At 71.5% G+C, this 18768-nt stretch carries 19 protein-coding genes; 5 read left to right on the top strand and 14 right to left on the bottom strand.

Annotation, left to right across the window (positions count from 1 at the left end; translation table 11 throughout):
• The 4 genes from CP970_RS32775 to CP970_RS32760 are packed head-to-tail and all read right to left on the bottom strand — an operon-like array spanning position 1 to position 4849.
• The gene (locus CP970_RS32775; protein ID WP_191094978.1) at positions 1-1191 is read right to left on the bottom strand and encodes an MFS transporter; all 1191 of its coding nucleotides are present in this window, start codon (positions 1189-1191) and stop codon (positions 1-3) included.
• Between the two features lie 39 nt (positions 1192-1230).
• Positions 1231-1941, bottom strand: coding sequence for a uracil-DNA glycosylase (locus tag CP970_RS32770; protein WP_055556323.1), 711 nt, complete (start codon positions 1939-1941; stop codon positions 1231-1233).
• 23 nt (positions 1942-1964) lie between these two features.
• On the bottom strand, positions 1965-3500 hold the full coding sequence (locus CP970_RS32765) for a YfcC family protein (protein ID WP_055556325.1): 1536 nt from the start codon (positions 3498-3500) through the stop codon (positions 1965-1967).
• Positions 3497-4849: a M20/M25/M40 family metallo-hydrolase gene (locus CP970_RS32760; RefSeq protein ID WP_055556331.1), complete on the bottom strand. Its 1353-nt coding sequence runs from the start codon at positions 4847-4849 to the stop codon at positions 3497-3499. The genes CP970_RS32765 and CP970_RS32760 overlap by 4 nt, the downstream gene beginning before the upstream one ends.
• A 136-nt stretch (positions 4850-4985) precedes the next feature.
• Here CP970_RS32760 and CP970_RS32755 point away from each other — a divergent pair, with 136 nt between their 5' ends.
• On the top strand, positions 4986-5408 hold the full coding sequence (locus tag CP970_RS32755) for an RNA-binding S4 domain-containing protein (protein WP_055556327.1): 423 nt from the start codon (positions 4986-4988) through the stop codon (positions 5406-5408).
• Positions 5409-5499: 91 nt separating this feature from the next.
• On the opposite strand, the gene CP970_RS32750 is transcribed toward CP970_RS32755, so the two are convergent.
• The 3 genes from CP970_RS32750 to CP970_RS32740 form a co-directional block, all read right to left on the bottom strand.
• Positions 5500-5946 carry a DoxX family protein gene (locus CP970_RS32750; RefSeq protein ID WP_055556329.1) on the bottom strand — a complete coding sequence of 149 codons (447 nt, stop codon included), beginning with the start codon at positions 5944-5946 and terminating at the stop codon, positions 5500-5502.
• A 207-nt stretch (positions 5947-6153) separates the two neighbouring features.
• Positions 6154-6849 carry a class I SAM-dependent methyltransferase gene (locus CP970_RS32745; RefSeq protein WP_055556333.1) on the bottom strand — a complete coding sequence of 232 codons (696 nt, stop codon included), beginning with the start codon at positions 6847-6849 and terminating at the stop codon, positions 6154-6156.
• A 69-nt stretch (positions 6850-6918) separates the two neighbouring features.
• The gene (locus CP970_RS32740; RefSeq protein WP_150494893.1) at positions 6919-7845 is read right to left on the bottom strand and encodes an acyltransferase domain-containing protein; all 927 of its coding nucleotides are present in this window, start codon (positions 7843-7845) and stop codon (positions 6919-6921) included.
• A gap of 124 nt (positions 7846-7969) precedes the next feature.
• Between CP970_RS32740 and CP970_RS32735 the strand changes: the two genes are divergently transcribed.
• Complete coding sequence (locus tag CP970_RS32735; RefSeq protein WP_055554882.1) at positions 7970-8248, top strand: DUF6343 family protein; 279 nt, start codon at positions 7970-7972, stop codon at positions 8246-8248.
• 23 nt (positions 8249-8271) lie between these two features.
• Here CP970_RS32735 and CP970_RS32730 read toward each other — a convergent pair whose 3' ends face one another.
• From CP970_RS32730 to CP970_RS32715, 4 genes are all read right to left on the bottom strand, one after another.
• Positions 8272-8649 (bottom strand): tetratricopeptide repeat protein, encoded by a 378-nt coding sequence (locus CP970_RS32730; RefSeq protein ID WP_055554884.1) that lies wholly within the window; start codon positions 8647-8649, stop codon positions 8272-8274.
• 108 nt (positions 8650-8757) lie between these two features.
• Positions 8758-9141 (bottom strand): DUF3592 domain-containing protein, encoded by a 384-nt coding sequence (locus CP970_RS32725; protein WP_055554886.1) that lies wholly within the window; start codon positions 9139-9141, stop codon positions 8758-8760.
• Between the two features lie 49 nt (positions 9142-9190).
• The gene (gene coaE, locus CP970_RS32720; protein ID WP_055554888.1) at positions 9191-9802 is read right to left on the bottom strand and encodes a dephospho-CoA kinase; all 612 of its coding nucleotides are present in this window, start codon (positions 9800-9802) and stop codon (positions 9191-9193) included.
• Positions 9803-9825: 23 nt separating this feature from the next.
• Positions 9826-10764, bottom strand: a complete 939-nt coding sequence (locus tag CP970_RS32715) for a PAC2 family protein (RefSeq protein ID WP_055554890.1) — start codon at positions 10762-10764, stop codon at positions 9826-9828.
• 364 nt (positions 10765-11128) lie between these two features.
• On the opposite strand from CP970_RS32715, the gene CP970_RS32710 reads away from it, so the two are divergent.
• Complete coding sequence (locus CP970_RS32710) at positions 11129-12106, top strand: right-handed parallel beta-helix repeat-containing protein (protein ID WP_055554892.1); 978 nt, start codon at positions 11129-11131, stop codon at positions 12104-12106.
• Between the two features lie 186 nt (positions 12107-12292).
• On the opposite strand, the gene rpsA is transcribed toward CP970_RS32710, so the two are convergent.
• The gene (gene rpsA, locus CP970_RS32705) at positions 12293-13810 is read right to left on the bottom strand and encodes a 30S ribosomal protein S1 (RefSeq protein WP_055554894.1); all 1518 of its coding nucleotides are present in this window, start codon (positions 13808-13810) and stop codon (positions 12293-12295) included.
• 345 nt (positions 13811-14155) lie between these two features.
• Between rpsA and CP970_RS32700 the strand changes: the two genes are divergently transcribed.
• Both CP970_RS32700 and hrpB read left to right on the top strand, forming a co-directional pair.
• The gene (locus CP970_RS32700) at positions 14156-14977 is read left to right on the top strand and encodes a class I SAM-dependent methyltransferase (protein WP_055554896.1); all 822 of its coding nucleotides are present in this window, start codon (positions 14156-14158) and stop codon (positions 14975-14977) included.
• A gap of 4 nt (positions 14978-14981) precedes the next feature.
• Positions 14982-17564: an ATP-dependent helicase HrpB gene (hrpB, locus tag CP970_RS32695; RefSeq protein WP_055554898.1), complete on the top strand. Its 2583-nt coding sequence runs from the start codon at positions 14982-14984 to the stop codon at positions 17562-17564.
• Here hrpB and CP970_RS32690 read toward each other — a convergent pair.
• Positions 17561-18565, bottom strand: a complete 1005-nt coding sequence (locus CP970_RS32690; RefSeq protein ID WP_055554900.1) for a DUF3068 domain-containing protein — start codon at positions 18563-18565, stop codon at positions 17561-17563. The two genes, hrpB and CP970_RS32690, sit on opposite strands and share 4 nt — an antisense overlap.
• A gap of 18 nt (positions 18566-18583) precedes the next feature.
• A complete protein-coding gene (locus CP970_RS32685) occupies positions 18584-18718 on the bottom strand; it encodes an SPW_0924 family protein (RefSeq protein WP_107099098.1) in 135 nt (44 codons plus the stop codon).
• Between the last annotated feature and the right edge of the window lie 50 nt (positions 18719-18768).

Here is an 18768-nt window from a genome sequence, read left to right as displayed (position 1 = left end):
TCAGTCCGCCTTCGCGTTTCGCATCCGTCCGTAGGCGTACACGCAGCCCGCGAGCGCCAGGTCGGAGAGCAGCATGAAGCCGATCGAGTACGAGTCCTTCGCACTGTAGATCGCCCCCATGACCAGCGGTGGGACGAAGCCGCCGAGGCCGCCCACCGCGCCCACGATGCCCGTCACCGAACCCACCTGCGGCTGCGGGGTGACCTGCGCGACGAGCGCGAAGACGCTGCCGCTCGCGGTGCCGAGGCCCGCCGCCATCACCAGGAAGCTGAGGGTGCCCATCGGATTCAGTGTCGGGTCGAAGGCCTGCACGACGGCGAAGAGGGCGACGACCGCGAGGGCGGAGGAGGTGACCGTGGCCGGGTGGATCCGGTCGGAGAGCCAGCCGCCGATGGGCCGGAAGACGACGGTGACGAGGGCGAAGCCCGCCGCCTTGGTCCCGGCCTCGGTGGGCGACAGGTCGTACCAGGTCTTGAGGTAGGTGGGCAGGTACACCCCGAAGGCGACGATGCCGCCGAAGCCGATCGCGTAGAGCGCGGACAGCTCCCAGGTGACCCGCAGCCGCCCCGCCTGCCCGAGCCGGGTGCCGAGCGACGTGGTGGGCACAGGCCGGTCGGGGCGGTCGCTGATGAGGAAGACGGCGAGCACCGCGAAGGCGGCGAGCGCGATCGCCACGACGACGTACGGCAGGTTCTCGCCGTGCTTGGCGATGCGCGGCGTGAAGTATCCGGAGAGCGCCACGCCGCCCATGCCCATCCCGAAGACGCCGATGGCGAAGCCCCGACGGGCGGGCGGGAACCAGGAGTTGACCAGCGGGACGCCGATCGCGAACGTCGTCCCGCCGAGGCCGAGCAGGAAGGCGACGGCCAGCATCGTGCCGTAGCCGCCCCTGGCCGGGATGATCAGCAGCACCGGGACGATGGTGAGCGCCGAGACCAGCGGGAACATCAGCCGGGCGCCGTAGCGGTCGGTGAGCGCGCCGACCGGGACCCGGCCCAGCGAGCCCACGATCACGGGCACGGCGACGAGCAGCGACTGCTGGAAGGAGCTGAGCCCGAGCCGGTCCTTGAAGTCGCTGCCGAGCGGCGCGATCAGGTCCCAGGCCCAGAAGGTCAGCGTGAAGCCGACGGTCGCCACGACCAGGTTGCGGTACGCGGCGGCGGAGGGCTTGGCTGCCAGAGTCTCGTCCACCCCGTCCACGCTAGGAACCGGGCCCCGTCTTGGCCCACTCTATTGAGCCGTCCGGCGTAGGCCCGCCGCCGTGGCCGCGGTGCTCAGCACGTCCCGCAGCATCGCGGGCGTCAGCCTGCCCGTGAACGTGTTGCGCTGGCTGACGTGGAAGCAGCCGAAGAGCTCCAGGGGCCCGGGGGTGCCGTCCAGCGTGACCCGCGCCCCGTGCCCGAACACCGGCCGCGGCTTCGGCACCGTCCAGCCCGCCGCCGCGAGCGCGGGCAGCGCGGCCTGCCAGCCGAAGGCGCCGAGCACGAGCACGGCCCGCAATCGCGGTGCGAGCAGCTTCAGTTCGCTCACCAGCCAGGGGCGGCAGGTGTCGCGCTCGTCCGGGGTCGGCTTGTTGGCGGGCGGCGCGCAGTGCACGGGCGAGGTGATGCGGGTGCCGTGGAGGGTCAGGCCGTCGTCGGCGCTCTCGGCGGTGGGGCGCGAGGCGAGGCCCACGTCGTACAGCGCCCGGTAGAGGACGTCTCCCGAGCGGTCGCCGGTGAACATCCGCCCGGTGCGGTTGGCGCCGTGCGCGGCGGGCGCGAGGCCGATGACGAGGAGGGAGGCGTCGTGCGGGCCGAAGCCGGGCACGGGCCGCCCCCAGTACTCCTGGTCGGCGAAGGCCGCGCGCTTGGTGCGCGCGACCTCCTCGCGCCAGTCGACGAGGCGGGGGCAGGCCCGGCAGTCGACGAGCCGCGCGTCGAGGTCGCTCAGCCCTTCCATGCCCTCCACCGTACGTACGTACGTCAGGTCAGCGCGGCCCCCAACGCCACGAACACGCAGATGAGCACGGACAAGATCGCGAGCAGCGGCCAGACGAACCGCAGGTATTTGTCGTAGCCGACCTTCGCGAGCGCCACCCCGCCGATGGTCACGGCCGTCGTCGGCACCCACAGGTTCATCCAGCCGCTGGCCGCCTGCCAGGCCGTGACGACGACCGCCCGCGAGACGCCCGCGAAGTCGGCGAGCGGGGCGAGGATCGGCATGGCGAGCGTCGCGTGGCCCGATGTGGAGGGGATCAGGAAGGCGAGCGGCAGGTTCACGACGAAGACGATGACGGCGAAGATCCCTGACGAGGTGCCCTTGACGACGCCTTCGATGGAGTGGAGCACCGTGTCGGTGATCTTCGAGTTGTTCATGATCGTCGTGACGCCGCGGGCCAGCAGGATGACGAGCGCGGGCGAGACGAAGTCGGCCGCGCCCTGGATGATCGTCGAGCTGAGCTTCTGCTCGCCCATCCGCGCGACGATCCCGACAAGCACCGCCGCGCAGAGGAAGAGCGCCGCCAACTGCGGGAAGGACCAGCCGAGTTCGAATCCGTACGGCCGCGCGTCCGCCTTGCCCGTGAGCGCGCTCGACCAGGGCACCACCGAGAAGATCATGAAGGCGAAGACGAGCCCCGTCGCGACGAGCACCGCCTTGTGCAGCCCGGTGAGCCCCGGCACCTCGTCCGTTTCGGCGGCGGACTGCTCCCTGTCGCCCGGCAGGAACCCGGAGAGGGAACGCTCGGGATCCTTCCGCACGCGCTTCGCGTACCGGATGACGTACGCGATCGTGACGCCCGTCAGGACGATCCACATCGCGAAGCGCAGCACGATGCCGTCGCCGAGCGAGATGCCCGCGGCGGACGAGGCGACGCCCGTCGCGAAGGGGTTGACCGTCGAGCACAGGACGCCGACGCCCGCGCCGAGGATGATCGCGCCGACCGCGGTCATCCGGTCGTATCCGAGGGCGAGCATCAGCGGCACGATCAGGCCGTAGAAGCCGAGGGTCTCCTCGGCGAAGCCCTCCACCGTGCCGAGTACGGAGAAGACGGCCATGACCCCGGCGATCAGCAACGCCCCGCGCTCGCGAAGGCGGTGCGCGAGCCGCCCGATGCCGCGGTCCAGCGCGCCGGTCGCGAAGACGACGGTGATGAAGGAGCCGATGGCGAGCACGAAGAGGAAGACGCCCGCGCTGCCGTACAGGGCGCCGACGTTGTCCGGCGCGACCAGGGACGTCTTCTCGTCCTGGATGCCGTAGAGGCCGTTGACCGGGGAGAGGAAGAGGTCGTTGAGGCGGTCGACGAAGGACTGCCCGGAGTCGACGCGGTGGTAGGTGCCCTCGACGGGGGCGCCGGAGTCGTTGCGGTCGTACTGCCCGGAAGGGATGAGGAAGGCGAGCAGCCAGACGGCGACGGTGACGATCGCGAGGACGGTCAGCGCGCTGGGAAAGGTGAACTTCCCCTTGCGCGGCGGCTCTTCGGTGCTGCCGGGCTCCGGCTCCGCCTCGGTGGTGCTCACGCGTCGGCCCCCGTCCCGTGGCCTGCCGCGTACTCCCGCACGAAGGCACACATCGCGACGACCGTGTTGCGCAGCTCGGAGAAGAGGACGCGCTCGTTCGGGGCGTGCAGGTTGCACATGCTGTCCTGCGCCCCGAAGAGCAGCACCTCGGCGCCGGGCGCCGCCTTCGCGAGGCCGTTGACCAGCGGGATGGAGCCGCCGGTCGCGACGTACGAGGCGTCCTCGCCCCAGCCCTCCTTCAGCGCGGCGAGCGCGGCGCGGTAGGCGGGTCCGCCGGTGGCGGCCTCGTAGCCGGGCCCGGTGTCGCCGGGCGTGACGGTGAGCGGCACCCCGAAGGGCCTGAGCGACCGCAGGTGGTCGACGAGCCTGTCCCGCGCCTCCCGCGGGTCCTGGCGCGGATGGAAGCGGAGGTTCAGCTTGGCGCGGGCGTAGGGGACGACGGCCGACGCCGCGTGCTCGACGCTCGGCGCGTCCAGGCCGATGACGGTGATCGCGGGCCCGCTCCACAGCCGCTCGCCGAGGCTGCCGCTGCCGATCAGCGGCACGCCGTCGCGCACCCCCGCGAGATCGCGGAACTCCTCCTCGGTGTACGTCGTTCCGTCCCACTCCTCGCGTCGAAGGCCCTCGACAGCGACGTCTCCGTGCACGTCGTGCAGCGTGCCGAGCGCCTTGAGGAGGACGAGGAGCGCGTCGGGGGCCGCGCCCCCGAACTCCCCGCTGTGGCGCGGCTCGTCGAGCGTCCTGACCTCCACGACCACCTCGCAGGCGCCGCGCAGTCCGGTGGTGAGGGTCGGGGTGCCCGGCCTGAGGTTGCCGAGGTCGGCGATGACCATCGCGTCGCACGCGAACCGCTCGGGATCGCTCGGCGGATAGTCGTCGAAGGCGCTGCCGTACTCCTCCTGCCCCTCGATGACGATCTTGATCCCGACCGGCGGCCGCCCGCCGTACGCCCGCAGCATCCCGAGGTGCGCGATGACGTTGGACTTGTCGTCCGCGATGCCGCGGGCGCGCAGCCCGCCCTCGACCGGGGTCGGCTCGAACGGCGGCGACTTCCAGAGCGCCTCGTCGCCGGGCGGCTGGACGTCGTAGTGGCCGTACAGCAGGACGGTGGGGGCCTCGGGGGTCGGGGGCAGGATCTCGCCGTAGATCACCGGGGCGGTGTCGGGCAGGTCGAGGCGCTCGACGTGCGGGACTCCGGCGTCCCGCAACAGCCCGGCCAGCAGGTCGTGCGCCTCCTCGACAGGACCGGCCGGGAAACCGGGAAAGGAGATCGAGGGGATCGCGGCGAGCCGTTCGAGGTCGGCGCGCAACCCGTCCATCAGACCGTCGACAGTGGCTTCGAGCTTCATGAGCAGCACCCCTGGGAGTCGTATCCGGACCGTTTTGTAGTGATGGGTCCGAATTATCGGCGGCGCGGGTCAGCGGTTTCCGGACGGCTCGCCGGGAGCAGACGATGCCGCTCCGCGGCCGGACTAAGGTCGGTGCATGGCTTCGGAGACTTCAGGCGGTGGCGCGAGCGGTGGCGGACAGACGGGTGGGGAGTCCGTACGCGTCGACAGCTGGATCTGGTCGGTCCGCCTCGTGAAGACCCGCTCCAGCGGCGGCGCCGCGTGCAAGGGCGGCCATGTGCGGGTCAACGGCGAGCGGGTCAAGCCGTCGTACGGCGTGCACGTCGGCGACGAGGTGCGCCTTCGCCAGGCGGGCGGCCGGGAGCGGGTCGTGATCGTGAAGCGCCTGATCCGCAAGCGGGTCGGGGCGCCGGTGGCCGTGGAGTGCTACGTCGACAACAGCCCGCCGCCCCCGCCCCGCGAGGCGGTCGCCCCGGCGGGCGTACGGGATCGGGGCACCGGCCGCCCCACCAAGCGGGACCGCCGCGAGATGGAACGGCTGCGCGGCGCGGAGGGCTGAGGCGCCGGGGGCGAATTGCGGAGAAGTCCCTGCAACACGCCGTGTGACACGGCGTGTTGCAGGGACTTCTCCGCAATTCGCGGCCCCGAGATCACGAACGGGCGCGCAGGCGGGCGATCAGCTCGACGGTCCTGTCGCGGCGCGCCCAGGCGATCCAGGCGAGGAACGGGATCAGGACCAGCGGCGTGGCCGCGTTCTCCCCGCCGAGCGCGGTGACGGTCACGATGAACGCGCCGATCATCAGGCCGACGAACGCCGTCGCGGCGAGCGAGGACAGCAGCGGGATCAGCAGCGCGATGCCGCCGAGCAACTCCAGGGCGCCGATGGTGTACATGCCGGGCGCGCCCCAGCCGAGCTTGTCGAAGGACTCGACCGCCGTCGGATGCGCGATCAGCTTGGGCACGCCGCTCGCGACGCCGAAGAACACGGCGAACAGCACCTGGAGGGTGCGCAGCGCGATACGGGTGACGCGGCCGCGGGCGGGGGACGCGGTGGTGGTGCCGGTGGCTGCTGCGACGGTGGTGGCTGTGGTGGCCATGAGGGGCTCCTCGATGCGCGGGGGTCGCCGTGCTGTCAAAGAGGTAGACCGACCCGCCGCACCGAACTCATCGCCCGGACAAGGAACTTCTCTCGCCAGTACCGGCGCCATTACCAGCACCGGTGCCAGTACCAGCATCGGCACCGCCCGGCCCGGCCCGGCCCGCTCCGCCGAAGCCTCCCCGCCTCACCCCGCCGGTGCCGGTACCTATACCGGCACCGGCACCGCCCGCACCCACGTCCCGTCGTCCGTCAGGTACTTGTCGACCTTCAGGCCCTCCTCCGCCAGCGCCTCCTCGAACTGTGCCGTGGTGAGCGGGCGGGCGCGGAACGTCTGGGTCCAGACGGCGTCGGGGAAGACGTACTCCGCGCGGACCTCGTTCACGCCGTCGCCGACCGGCTCCGCCGACAGGATCCGGACGGTGAAGCCGCCCGGATCGACGCGCTCCCTGGGCAGGTTCGTGTGGTAATCCGCGCCCTCCCGCTGGATCAGCACACACCCGTCGTCCGTGACATGGCTCCGGCAGGTCCGCAGCAGCCCGCGCCGCACCGCCACGTCTCCGTTGTGCACCAGGAACGACGCGAGCATCACCACGCCGAACTTCTCTTCCAGGTCCAGCCGCTCGATCGGGCTGCGGACCGTACGCACCCCGCCGTCGAGTCCGGCGACCTTCTCCAGCATCTCGGCCGACTCGTCCACGGCCGTCACCCGGAAGCCCCGCGCGAGCAGCGGGCGGGTCACCCGCCCCGCGCCGCTGCCCAGTTCGAGGATGTGCGCCCCGGCCGGGACCGCCCCGGCGATGACGTCCGGCTCGTCCCCGACGGACAGGCGTGCGTACAACTCGACCGCGCAGCCGTCCGGCGTGATCGCGCCGGGGCCCGTCCCCTCGTGTCCCTCACGCATCTCAACACCCATGCCCCGCCAACGAAGCGCCCGCGCGGCCCGTTCCCGCCCTCCCCGGCGACCCGCCCCCTACAGCGAGAACCAGCCATGCCCTCCGTACCAGTGCCCACCTGACCGCAGATGGTCGCCGACCGCCCGCTCCACCCTGGTGCGCCTGGGCAGTCGGTCCACGGCGAGATCGCGGTCACCGAAGACGAAGCCGACCGGAGTGCTGTCGTCCGGATCCCGCCCATAACCGTCGGCCTGGCGGAATCGGTCCTGGAAGCGGACGATGTTCGAGTCCGCGGGCAGGTAGTGCCTCAGCTGCGGATCGAGCAGCCAGGAGTGGCACACAGCTGTCTCATATCGTTCCTCGGGGAAGTACCGCGCGAAGAACTCCCGCGCCAGGGCGAGGGACCGGTCACACGCCTCGGGGCTCAACGGCCCCCGGTAGTCGGTGATGTGAAGGTTGAGGCAGGGATCCCCCGGACCCGCCGCGCGCCCAGCACCAGCACCAACTCCAGCCCCGCCCCCGGCCACCGCGCCGCCCATCCGCTCCCCCAGCACGGCCCGCTGGAACTGCAGCCGCCCCAGTTGGTAGAGCTCACCCCGGAAGTGCAGCCCGTGCCAGCCCGGCACGGCCAGGCCCCGGCCGCCGCGCGCCCTGCGGTGCACGGCCAGATGCCGCCCGAGGTCGGCGAGCGTACGGCGCGACACCTCCTCGGGTATGCCCCGGCCCCGGTGGTACTCCCGCGCGTACGGCAGCGCCGCCACATACACGTACACGAAGAAGCAGCGCCCGAGCTCCCCGAGCCCTTCGGGCAGCACCGGGAACTCGGGGGTGCCGCCGGGCTTCCCCATGTCGCGCACGAGCGCGTCGACGCAGCGGTCGAGCAGCCACCGCGCCTCCGCGTCCTCCCAGAGCCGGTCGCGCAGCGCCACCAGGCCGTTGATGTCCTCGTGCGGGACGGCGAGGTCGAGCAGCACCTCCGGCAGCTCGTCGGCCTCCGGGAGCACCGCCCGCGTCCGCGGCTCGCCCGCGCTCTCCATGCCCCCGAGCCAGCCCGCGAGCTGTTCGTCGGCCCGCAGCGCCTCCAGCACGTTCTCACCCTCTTATCCTGGAAGGAGGAGATGACCTCTCATGAAGCGCACAGGCAGTGAACCGGTGACCGCGCGCAGTCCGCTGCGCATGCGCCTCTGGTTCAGCGTATGGGGTCTGATCTGGGCGGCGTTCGGCACGGCCGTCTTCGCGCTCACCGGGCGTACGGGATGGGCGGTGGCCTGCGGCGTGCTGTGCCTGGTGGTCGTCACCGATCTGGCCATGGTGCTGCGCCATCTGCGACAGGGCCCGCACTATCAGCCGGGCCGCGACATCCCGCCCTACGAACCACCGAGAACGCCACCCGCCGGCACGCCTTAGCCCGCGCCGGGTCTCGCCGGGTCTCAGCCCGCGCCGCCACCCTCGTCGAACCGCGCGGCCGCCAGGTACTGTGGCTGCGGATCCAGCGCGGCCGCGAGCCTGAAGTGGCGCCGCGCCTGCTCCTGGCGCGCGCCGCGCTCATAGGTGCGGGCGAGCGCGAAGTGCGCGAACGCGTTGTCCGGCTCGCGCTCCAGGACGATGCTGAACTCCAGCTCGGCGGCGCGCAGTTGCGCCGCGGCGAAGAACGCGCGCGCCCGCAGCAACCGGGCCGCGGTGTTCTCGGGGTGGGCGGCGATGACCGTGTCCAGGAGCTTCACCGCGCCACGCGGATCCCGCGCGGCAAGGAGCTGCTCCGCCGCACGAAAGTCGATGACGTGCGTCTCCGGGGTGATGTCAGGCACGCTGCATTCCTTCCCTCTCTCACGGACCTCAACGCCCGCCGCGGCCCCGCCTATTCCACCCCGCGCCCGCCGCCCGTCCGGCGGCCCACGCTCCGCGCACGCGGGCGTTCAGAGCGCGAAGGCCACCAGCACGGCGCCCAGCACGACGAGCGCGAGACCCGCGCCCACGAAGGCCCGGTCGAGCCCCGTGCGCTCGCCGCCGAGCAGCACCGTCTCGCGCGGGTCCTCGGTGTCGTACGCGAGGTGCACCAGGTCGCCCGACGCGAGCGGCCTGCGCCGGGTGGGAGGCACGGGCGAGACGACCTCGACGACCCGCCCTTCGCCGGTCTCGAACTGCAGCGTGGGCCGCTCGGCGCCCGGTGGCGCGGCCTTGACCAGGGCCTGCGCCACAGCTCCCGCGGCGCTGATGCGCCGGGTCTGCCGCAGGCCGTACGCGCCCGCGAGGACCGCGACAAGACCGCCGAACGCCGTCAGCGCCGCGAGTACGACCACTGCCCGCCTCCCCCTGGGACGACCACGAAGACGACTACCTGACTTACGACTACTGGCCCGAGGCCGCCCGCGCCCGCCGCGCGAGGTCCTCCCAGACCGCCCCGACCCGCTCGGCGAGCCCGTCGAGCGGCCCGTCGTTGTCGATGACGACGTCCGCGATCTCCAGGCGCTTCTCGCGCGTGGCCTGCGCGGCCATCCGCGCGCGGGCGTCCTCCTCGCTCATGCCGCGCAGCCGCACCAGGCGGTCCAGCTGGGTCCCGGGGCTCGCGTCGACGACGACCACCAGGTCGTACAGCGGTGCGAGGCCGTTCTCCGCGAGCAGCGGCACGTCATGCACGACCACCGCGTCACCGGACGCGGACGCCTCCAGCTCGGCGGAACGGGCGCCGACGAGCGGGTGCACGATCGAGTTCAGTACGGCGAGCCTCTCCGGGTCGGCGAAGACGATGCCGCCCAGCTTCGGACGGTCCAACGAACCGTCCGGGGCGAGCACCTCCCGCCCGAAAGCCTCAACGACCGCCGCCAGACCCGGAGTTCCCGGTTCCACCACTTCACGGGCGATCTTGTCCGCGTCGATCAGAACGGCACCGCGCGCCACGAGCAGCCGCGACACCTCACTCTTGCCGGCGCCGATACCGCCGGTCAGGCCCACCTTCAGCATGACCGGCAGCTTAGGCCCTGCCCTTACGCGTCGCCCTCCCGCTCCGCGAGGAAGCGTTCGAATTCACGGCCGATCTCGTCGGCGGAGGGGATGTCCATCGGCTCGGCGAGCATGTTGCCCCGCTCCTGGGACCCGGCGGCCGCGTCGTACTGGTGCTCAAGTCCTTGGACGAGCGCGACGAGCTCCTCGTCGCCCTCCTGGATCTGCCGGTCGATCTCGGTCTGGGTGCGGTGCGCCTCGGTGCGCAGTCCGTGCGCGACGCCGGGCAGCACCAGACCGGTGGCGGCGGTGATCGCCTCCAGGACGGTGAGGGCCGCGTCCGGGTACGCGGAGCGCGCGATGTAGTGCGGCACGTGCGCGGCCACGCCGAGCACGTCGTGTCCCGCCTCGAGCAGGCGGTACTCGACCAGGGACGCCGCGCTGCCGGGCACCTGCGCCTCGTCGAAGGGGCTGCGGTGCCCCGGCACCAGGTCGGTGCGGTTGCCGTGCGGCGTGAGGCCGACGGGGCGGGTGTGCGGCACGCCCATGGGGATGCCGTGGAAGTTCACCGAGAGGCGCACGCCGAGCCGCTCGACGACCTGCTGGACGGCCGCCGCGAACCGCTCCCACTCGATGTCGGGCTCGGGCCCGGAGAGCAGCAGGAACGGCGCGCCCGTGGCGTCCTGGACGAGGCGCACGTCGAGCGTGGGCACCTCGTAGTCGGTCCAGCGGTCGCGCCGGAAGGTGAGCAGCGGGCGGCGGGCGCGGTAGTCGACGAGCCGGTCGTGGTCGAAGCGCGCCACCACCTGCCCGGGGAGGCTGTCCGTGAGCCGCTCGACGATCTGGTCGCCGGTTTCGCCCGCGTCGATGTATCCGTCGAAGTGGTAGAGCATGACAAGACCGGCCGACTCCTGGGCGAGCGCCATGTCGACGACGGCGAGGCCCTTCGGCTCCCATGCGTACAAACCCTGCGGATCAAGCACTGTGACCGCTCCTCCTCGTGTTCCTAAGGAAGAACGCACGTGACGACATGGGCATTCCCGCCCGCACCCCTTCACAGCGACTCCTCACCCGCTCCTTAACCTCCGCCGGTCCATCGCTCCGGACCGCACAGTTCGTGTCCATGAACGCGACGGGAGGGCCACCGAGTTCATACCCCCATCCGACCCCCTCATCGACAACTCCCTTCTCCCCCAAGGAAGTTGCCCACACCCGCACCATGCCGGCCCGCCCGCTTCGGCCAGGTCCAGACCTTGACGCGAACATGCCCCGCCCCTACGTTCATGTGCGCACCCAGAGTTCATGTACGAGAACTCCTCGCGTACACCTAAGGGAAGGCCACCCCCCATGCGCACCCGACGAACCCTGCTGACCGCCCTGCTGACCGCCCTGCTCACCGCGACGGCCGCCTCCGGAGGCCTCGCCGTGGCGGCGGCCGCGTCACCCGCCCCCGCGGGGACCATCGAGGTCTCCACCGCGGCCGAACTGAAGAGCGCCCTCACCGACGCCTCCCCCGGCGACACGATCCACCTCGCCGACGGAACGTACTCCGGGAACTTCAAGACGTCCGTGGCGGCGAGCGCGAACTCCCGCATCACGCTGACCGGTTCACCGAAGGCGGTGCTCACCGCAGGCGGCGGCTACGGCCTGCATCTGAACGGCGCCGCGTACTGGACGGTGAAGGGCATCACCGTCACCGGCGGCCAGAAGGGCATCATGATCGACTCCGCGCGGGGCGTCGTCGTGGACACCGTCACGGTGCACGGCCTCGACATGGAGGGCGTCCACTTCCGCAAGTCGAGCAGCGACGGCGTCATCAAGAACTCGCGGATCTACGACACGGGGAACGACGACCGCGGCATGGGAGAAGGCGTCTATGTAGGGAGCGCCAACACGCTCTCCGACAAGAGCGACAACGTGACGATCACCGGCAACACCATCGGCCCGGACGTGGGCGGCGAGGCGATCGACCTCAAGGAGGGCACCACGGGCGGCAAAGTCTCCGGCAACACCTTCGACGGCAAGGGCCTGACCGGCAACAACTACGACGACTCGTGGATCGACGTGAAGGGCAACGGCTACGTCATCGAGAACAACACCGGCAAGAACACCACGAACAACGGCTACGAGACCCACACCCAGCAGTCCGGCTGGGGCTGCGGCACGGTCTTCCGCGGCAACAAGTCCACCCTGACCGGCGCGACGGGCGACAAGCAACTGGCGATCAACGTGACGAACTACAGCTCCGGCTGCAAGACCACGGTCTACGCCAGCAACACGGTGACGGGCGGCAAGGGCCTGACGAACATCACGGTGACTCCGTAAAAAGGCGGGTCCCGAAGGGACAAGCTTTTAGTTTTAGGGGCGCGGGGCTGTCACATGTGCGGCTCCGCCGCGTGGGCGCGCCCAGCCCCCACAGAGCCGCACCCGAAACGAAAAGAAGCGGACCCGCACCTCCAAGAAGGAGATGCGGGCCCGCGACGTTCAACTGCTACCGCCTAGAGGCGAGCCTCAGCTCTGGCCACCCGCGAGCTTCTCGCGAAGCGCGGCAAGCGCCTCGTCCGAAGCAAGGGCGCCGGAGTTGTCGTCCGACTCCGAGGAGTACGAACCGCCGCCGCCACCGCCACCGGTGCCCGCAGCCGGAGCCGCGCCACCGGGAGCCGCAGCGCCCTCGGCCTCGGCCTGGGCGTCCGCCTCGCGGGACTTGATGACCTGGGCCTGGTGCTGCTCGAAGCGCGTCTGCGCCTCGGCGTACTGGCCCTCCCAAGCCTCACGCTGGGTCTCGAAGCCCTCGAGCCAGTCGTTCGTCTCGGGGTCGAAGCCCTCGGGGTAGATGTAGTTGCCCTGGTCGTCGTAGGACGCGGCCATGCCGTACAGGGTCGGGTCGAACTCGACGGCCGACGGGTCGGCACCGAAGGACTCGTTGGCCTGCTTGAGGCTCAGCGAGATCCGGCGACGCTCGAGGTCGATGTCGATGACCTTGACGAAGATCTCGTCGTTGACCTGGACGACCTGCTCCGGGATCTCCACGTGGCGCTCGGCCAGCTCGGAGATGTGGACCAGGCCCTCGATGCCCTCGTCGACGCGCACGAACGCACCGAACGGAACGAGCTTGGTGACCTTACCGGGAACAACCTGCCCGATCTGGTGCGTGCGGGCGAACTGCTGCCACGGGTCTTCCTGCGTCGCCTTGAGCGACAGGGACACGCGCTCGCGGTCCATGTCCACGTCGAGAACCTCGACGGTGACTTCCTGGCCGACCTCGACAACCTCGGAGGGGTGGTCGATGTGCTTCCAGGAAAGCTCGGAGACGTGCACGAGACCGTCGACGCCGCCGAGGTCCACGAACGCACCGAAGTTGACGATCGAGGAAACGACGCCGGAGCGGACCTGGCCCTTCTGCAGGGTCGTGAGGAAGGTCTGGCGGACCTCGCTCTGGGTCTGCTCGAGCCAGGCACGGCGGGACAGGACCACGTTGTTGCGGTTCTTGTCCAGCTCGATGATCTTGGCCTCGAGCTCCTTGCCCACGTAAGGCTGGAGGTCGCGGACGCGGCGCATCTCGACGAGGGAGGCCGGCAGGAAGCCACGGAGGCCGATGTCGAGGATGAGTCCACCCTTGACGACCTCGATGACGGTACCGGTGACGATGCCGTCTTCTTCCTTGATCTTCTCGATCGTGCCCCAGGCACGCTCGTACTGAGCGCGCTTCTTGGACAGGATCAGACGGCCTTCCTTGTCCTCCTTCTGGAGAACCAGGGCCTCGATCTCGTCACCGACGGCGACGACCTCGTTCGGGTCGACGTCGTGCTTGATGGAGAGCTCGCGGCTCGGGATGACGCCTTCGGTCTTGTAACCGATGTCGAGCAGGACCTCGTCCCGGTCGACCTTCACGATGACGCCGTCGACGATGTCGCCGTCGTTGAAGTACTTGATCGTCTCGTCGATCGCGGCGAGGAAGGCTTCCTCGTTACCGATGTCGTTGACCGCTACCTGCGGAGTGGTGGCGGTGGTCTCGGTGCTGCTCGTCATGTGGGTAAGGGCTCCGGTACGGACATTGAAGTCGTAGGTACTGCAACGCGCCGGAGCCGATTTCGCTCTGCCGAAGCCGGACAGCCTAGGAAGCGCGACTTCCGCGAAACGGAAGGCGCCTCGACAACCGAGGGGACATACAACAGACGCGAGCGCAGCCTGCTATGTCTGAGGAGCGCAGGCTCGCAGCGCAACTTGTAGCATACGGGGGCAGCCGGACAGGGTCAATGCGCGAAGGCGCACACCCGGGGCGGAACACCGCATACCCGGCACAATTCCTGTCGCATGAGGCCACACGGGCCGCACAGCGCCCCCTCGCGACGAGTTCGACGGAAGATTACGACGATGGAGCCGATCATCCAAGAGTCCGAGCTGCCCGAGCCCGAGGCCACCCGGCGTGACGCCAATGTCACGGAGAGCAGTCGCGCGAACCGCGGCTGGTGGGACCGGAACGCCGACGACTACCAGATCGAGCACGGCACGTTCCTCGGGGACGACCGCTTCGTGTGGGGCCCCGAAGGGCTCGACGAGGTGGAAGCGGAACTTCTCGGTCCGCCAGAGGGCCTCAAGGGCAAGGATGTCCTGGAGATCGGTGCCGGTGCCGCCCAGTGCTCGCGCTGGCTCCTCACGCAGGGCGCCCGCCCCGTGGCCCTCGACCTCTCGCACCGCCAGCTCCAGCACGCGCTGCGGATCGGCGGCACGGTGCCGCTGGTGCAGGCCGACGCCGGAGTGCTGCCCTTCAAGGACGCCTCCTTCGATCTCGCCTGCTCCGCCTACGGGGCGCTGCCCTTCGTCGCCGAGCCCGTCCTCGTCCTCAAGGAGGTGCGTCGCGTGCTGCGCCCCGGCGGGCGCTTCGTCTTCTCCGCGACGCACCCCATCCGCTGGGCGTTCCCCGACGAGCCGGGCCCGGAGGGCCTCTCCGTAGCGGCCTCCTATTTCGACCGCACTCCCTATGTCGAGCAGGACGAGCAGGGCAACGCCGTCTACGTGGAGCACCACAGGACGATCGGCGACCGGGTGCGCGACATCGTCGCCGCGGGCTTCCGGCTCGTGGACATCGTCGAGCCGGAGTGGCCCGCCTGGAACACCCAGGAGTGGGGCGGCTGGTCCCCGCTGCGCGGAAACCTGATCCCGGGGACGGCCATCTACGTGTGCGTACGAGACTGAGTGTGTGACCGCTCTCCGTTACGACGCCCTGGATCTGCCCGTACGCGCCGCGCTGCCCGCCCTCCGTACCGCTCTGGAGGGACCGGGCAGCGCCGTGCTGTGCGCCCCGCCGGGGACGGGCAAGACGACGCTGGTGCCGCTGGCCCTGGCCGGTCTGCTCGACGGTCCCGACGGCGCCGGCGAGCGCCGCGTCGTCGTCGCCGAGCCGCGGCGCATCGCCGCACGGGCCGCCGCGCGCCGGATGGCGTGGCTGCTCGGCGAGAAGCCGGGCGAGCGCGTCGGATACACCGTGCGCGGCGAACGCCAGGTGGGGCCGCGCACGCGCGTGGAGGTCGTCACGACCGGCGTCCTGCTGCAACGGCTCCAGCGCGACCAGGAGTTGAGCGGCGTGGACGTCGTCATCATCGACGAGTGCCACGAGCGGCATCTGGACGCGGACACCGTGGCGGCCTTCCTGGTGGACGTGCGCGCAGCCCTGCGGCCCGAGCTGCGCCTGGTGGCGGCGTCCGCGACGACCGACGCCGAGGGCTGGGCGCGGATCCTCGGTGACGCCCCCGTAGTGGAGGCGCAAGGGATCGCGCATCCCGTGGAGGTGGTGTGGGCGCCGCCCGCCCGCCCCGTGCGGCCGCCGCACGGCATGCGGGTCGACCCCGCGCTCCTCACTCATGTGGCGTCGGTGGTGCGGCGGGCGCTTGCCGAGCGCGCGGGCGATGTCCTGTGCTTCCTTCCGGGGGTCGGCGAGATCGCCCGGGTGGCCGGGCAGCTGGGCGATCTCGGGGACGTCGAGGTGCTGCAGGTGCACGGGCGGGCGCCCGCCGCGGTGCAGGATGCGGTCCTTGCCGGGGGTGAGCGGCGGCGGGTGGTGCTCGCCACGTCCGTGGCCGAGTCGTCCCTGACGGTGCCCGGGGTGCGGGTGGTGGTGGACTCGGGTCTGGCCCGCGAGCCGCGCGTCGACCACGCGCGCGGGCTGAGCGCCCTCGCGACGGTGCGGGCCTCGCAGGCGGCCGGGCGGCAGCGCGCCGGCCGGGCCGGGCGTGAGGCGCCGGGTGCCGTCTACCGGTGCTGGGCGGAGGCGGAGGACGGGCGTCTGCCGCGCTTCCCCGCGCCGGAGATCAAGGTGGCCGACCTCGCCGCGTTCGCCCTGCAGACGGCGTGCTGGGGCGATCCGGACGCCGCCGGGCTCGCCTTGCTCGATCCGCCCCCGGCCGGTGCGCTCGCGGCGGCGCGGGACGTCCTCGCGGCGGTCGGCGCCGTGGACGCGGCGACCGGCCGGGTGACCGGGCGGGGTACGCGGATGGCCCGGGTGGGCCTGCACCCGCGGCTGGCCCGCGCCCTCCTCGACGCGGCCCCCCTCGTGGGCACCCGGCGGGCGGCGGAGGTGGTGGCGCTGCTGAGCGAGGAGCCGCCCCGTGAGTACGGGGACGACCTCGCGGGCGCGTGGCGCTCCGCGCGCCGGGGCGGCGACGGGTACGCGGCCCGCTGGCGCACGGAGACCCGTCGTCTCGCGGCCGCGGCGAAGGACGCCTCCTCCCGCGCCGACGCCCCGGAGGAGACCTCCTGGAGCGAGGACCGGGTCGCGGGGACGGTCGCCGCGCTCGCGTTCCCCGAGCGGGTGGCCCGCGCCGTGGGCGGCGGTGTCTACCTCATGGCCGGTGGCACCCGGGCCGAGGCACGGCAGGGGTCCGCGCTGGCAGGCGCGGAGTGGATCAGCGTCGCCGTGGCCGACCGGCCCGTGGGCGCGGGGCACGCGCGCGTACTGCTCGGCGGGCACATCGACGAGGACGTCGCGCGGCGCGCGGCCGCCCCGCTGCACTCCGAGGGCGACGAGGTGGCCTGGTCGGGCGGCGATCTCGTCACCCGGCACGTGGAGCGCCTGGGCGCGGTGGAGCTCACGGTGCGGCCCCTGAAGAACCCCGACCCCGCGCTCGTACGCGAGGGTCTCCTCGCCGGGCTCCGGGAGGAGGGCACCGGGCTCCTGAAGTGGTCACGCGGCGCCGGGGAGTTGCGGGAGCGGCTCGCCTTCCTGCACCTGCGGCTCGGGCCGCCCTGGCCTGACGTATCGGAAGAGGCCCTCTACGCGCGCGTGGACGAATGGCTGGAGCCCGAGCTGTCCAAGGCGCGGCGCCGGGCCGACCTGGGGCGCATCGACGCCGGGCAGGCGCTCGCACGGTTGTTGCCGTGGGCGACGGGCGAGGCCACCCGCCTCGACGAGCTCGCCCCCGAGCGGTTCGAGGTGCCGAGCGGGTCCAGGATCCGGATCGACTACTCCGATCCCGAACAGCCCGTGCTCGCCGTGAAGCTGCAGGAGATGTTCGGACTCGCCGAGACCCCGCGGATCGCGGGCGGTACGGCCCCCGTGGTCGTCCACCTCCTGTCGCCCGCGGGGCGTCCCGCGGCCGTCACCGCCGATCTCGCGTCCTTCTGGGGCGGCGGGTACCGGGCGGTGCGGGCCGAGCTGCGCGGGCGCTATCCGAGGCATCCGTGGCCCGAGGATCCCGCGACGGCCGCCCCCACCCGGTACACCAAGGCCCGCCAGGCCCAGAAGGAGGCCCAGCGGGAGGCCGGTCAACGGGGCACCGGCGGCTAGGCGTTGAGGGGTTCGGGCTCGGGTTCGGGCTCGCTGGACGCCGTCGGTTCCGGGTCGCCCGGCCTGCGGCCGCGGGCCTCCAGCCAGAGGGAGAGCGCGAGCAGCAGGACGCCGAGGCCCAGGAAGCCCCAGGGGAGGTACGAGGTGAGCAGGAGCACCAGGACGCGCTGGGACTTGACCAGGTCGACGGTGTGCTGGATGTAGTCCTCGCGCATCTTCACGTTCCCGGCGAAGACGGTGACCTTGTCGCGGCCGCCGAGCAGGGTGCCGCCGCGCAGTTCGTTCTTCTGGTTCTCCTCGCCGTAGACGGGCGCCCCGGTGGTGGGGTCGACCCAGAACTTGCGGACCGTGGTGTACCAGCGGGTGGTGCCGGTCTTGGCGAGGGACTCCGGAGTGATGCCCTTGACCGGCATCGTCTTGGGGAAGGGGACCTTGGTCCAGGGGATGGTCTGCTCGAAGTAGTAGACCTTCACGCCGCGGAAGGTCTGGGTGCCCTTGTAGTGGATGGGCCGGGTGATGCGGGCCTGCGCGTCGAAGTACTCGTAGTCCCTCTTCTCGGTCAGGAAGGGCCACTTGAACTCAATGCCCTCCCGCTTGACCGGGTCCCCGTCGACCATCTCGCCGGTCGCGTGCACCGGCTCCTGGCTGTGCGCGTCGAAGATGTAGCGCTCGGGGACCTTGGAGACCATCTTGCCGTCGGCGTCCTGGACGTAGGAGAGGGCGTCCCAGACGACGACGTCGCGGTCGGCGCTCTTTTCGATCTTCTCCGAGGCCTCCACGTTGCCCTTGAGGGTCTGCACGATGGTGACCTTGTCGACCTTCTTGGCGGTCATGGAGCCGTAGTCGATGAGCGTCGGGTTCTTCGCCTCCAGGACCGCCTCCTGGTACTGACTGGGCGGGATCTTGGCCAGGCGCGGGAAGGCGTACCAGCGCATGAGCGGGGACATGGCCGTGAAGAACACGGCGAAGGCGAGCAGGACGAGGCTGGCCTTGCGGCGCATCGCGCGACCTCCCTACGTCTATGGGTGCTTGGGGACAGTGGTGAGGAGCGGTTCGGGGGACGTCTCGCCCGGTGGGGCGCCGATCGCCGTGATCGTCAGGACCAGGGCGAACGCGACGGCGAGGCCGGTGGCGGCGGCGATGAGGGCACGCATACGGGGCCTCCCGATTCGGCGTACGGCCGGAACTGATAGGGCGTCAGGGC

This window comes from Streptomyces kanamyceticus, assembly GCF_008704495.1.
GTDB classification, from domain to species: Bacteria; Actinomycetota; Actinomycetes; order Streptomycetales; family Streptomycetaceae; genus Streptomyces; species Streptomyces kanamyceticus.
The sequence above is the reverse complement of the archived record's forward strand: the minus strand, read 5'-3'. Positions and strand labels throughout refer to the sequence as shown.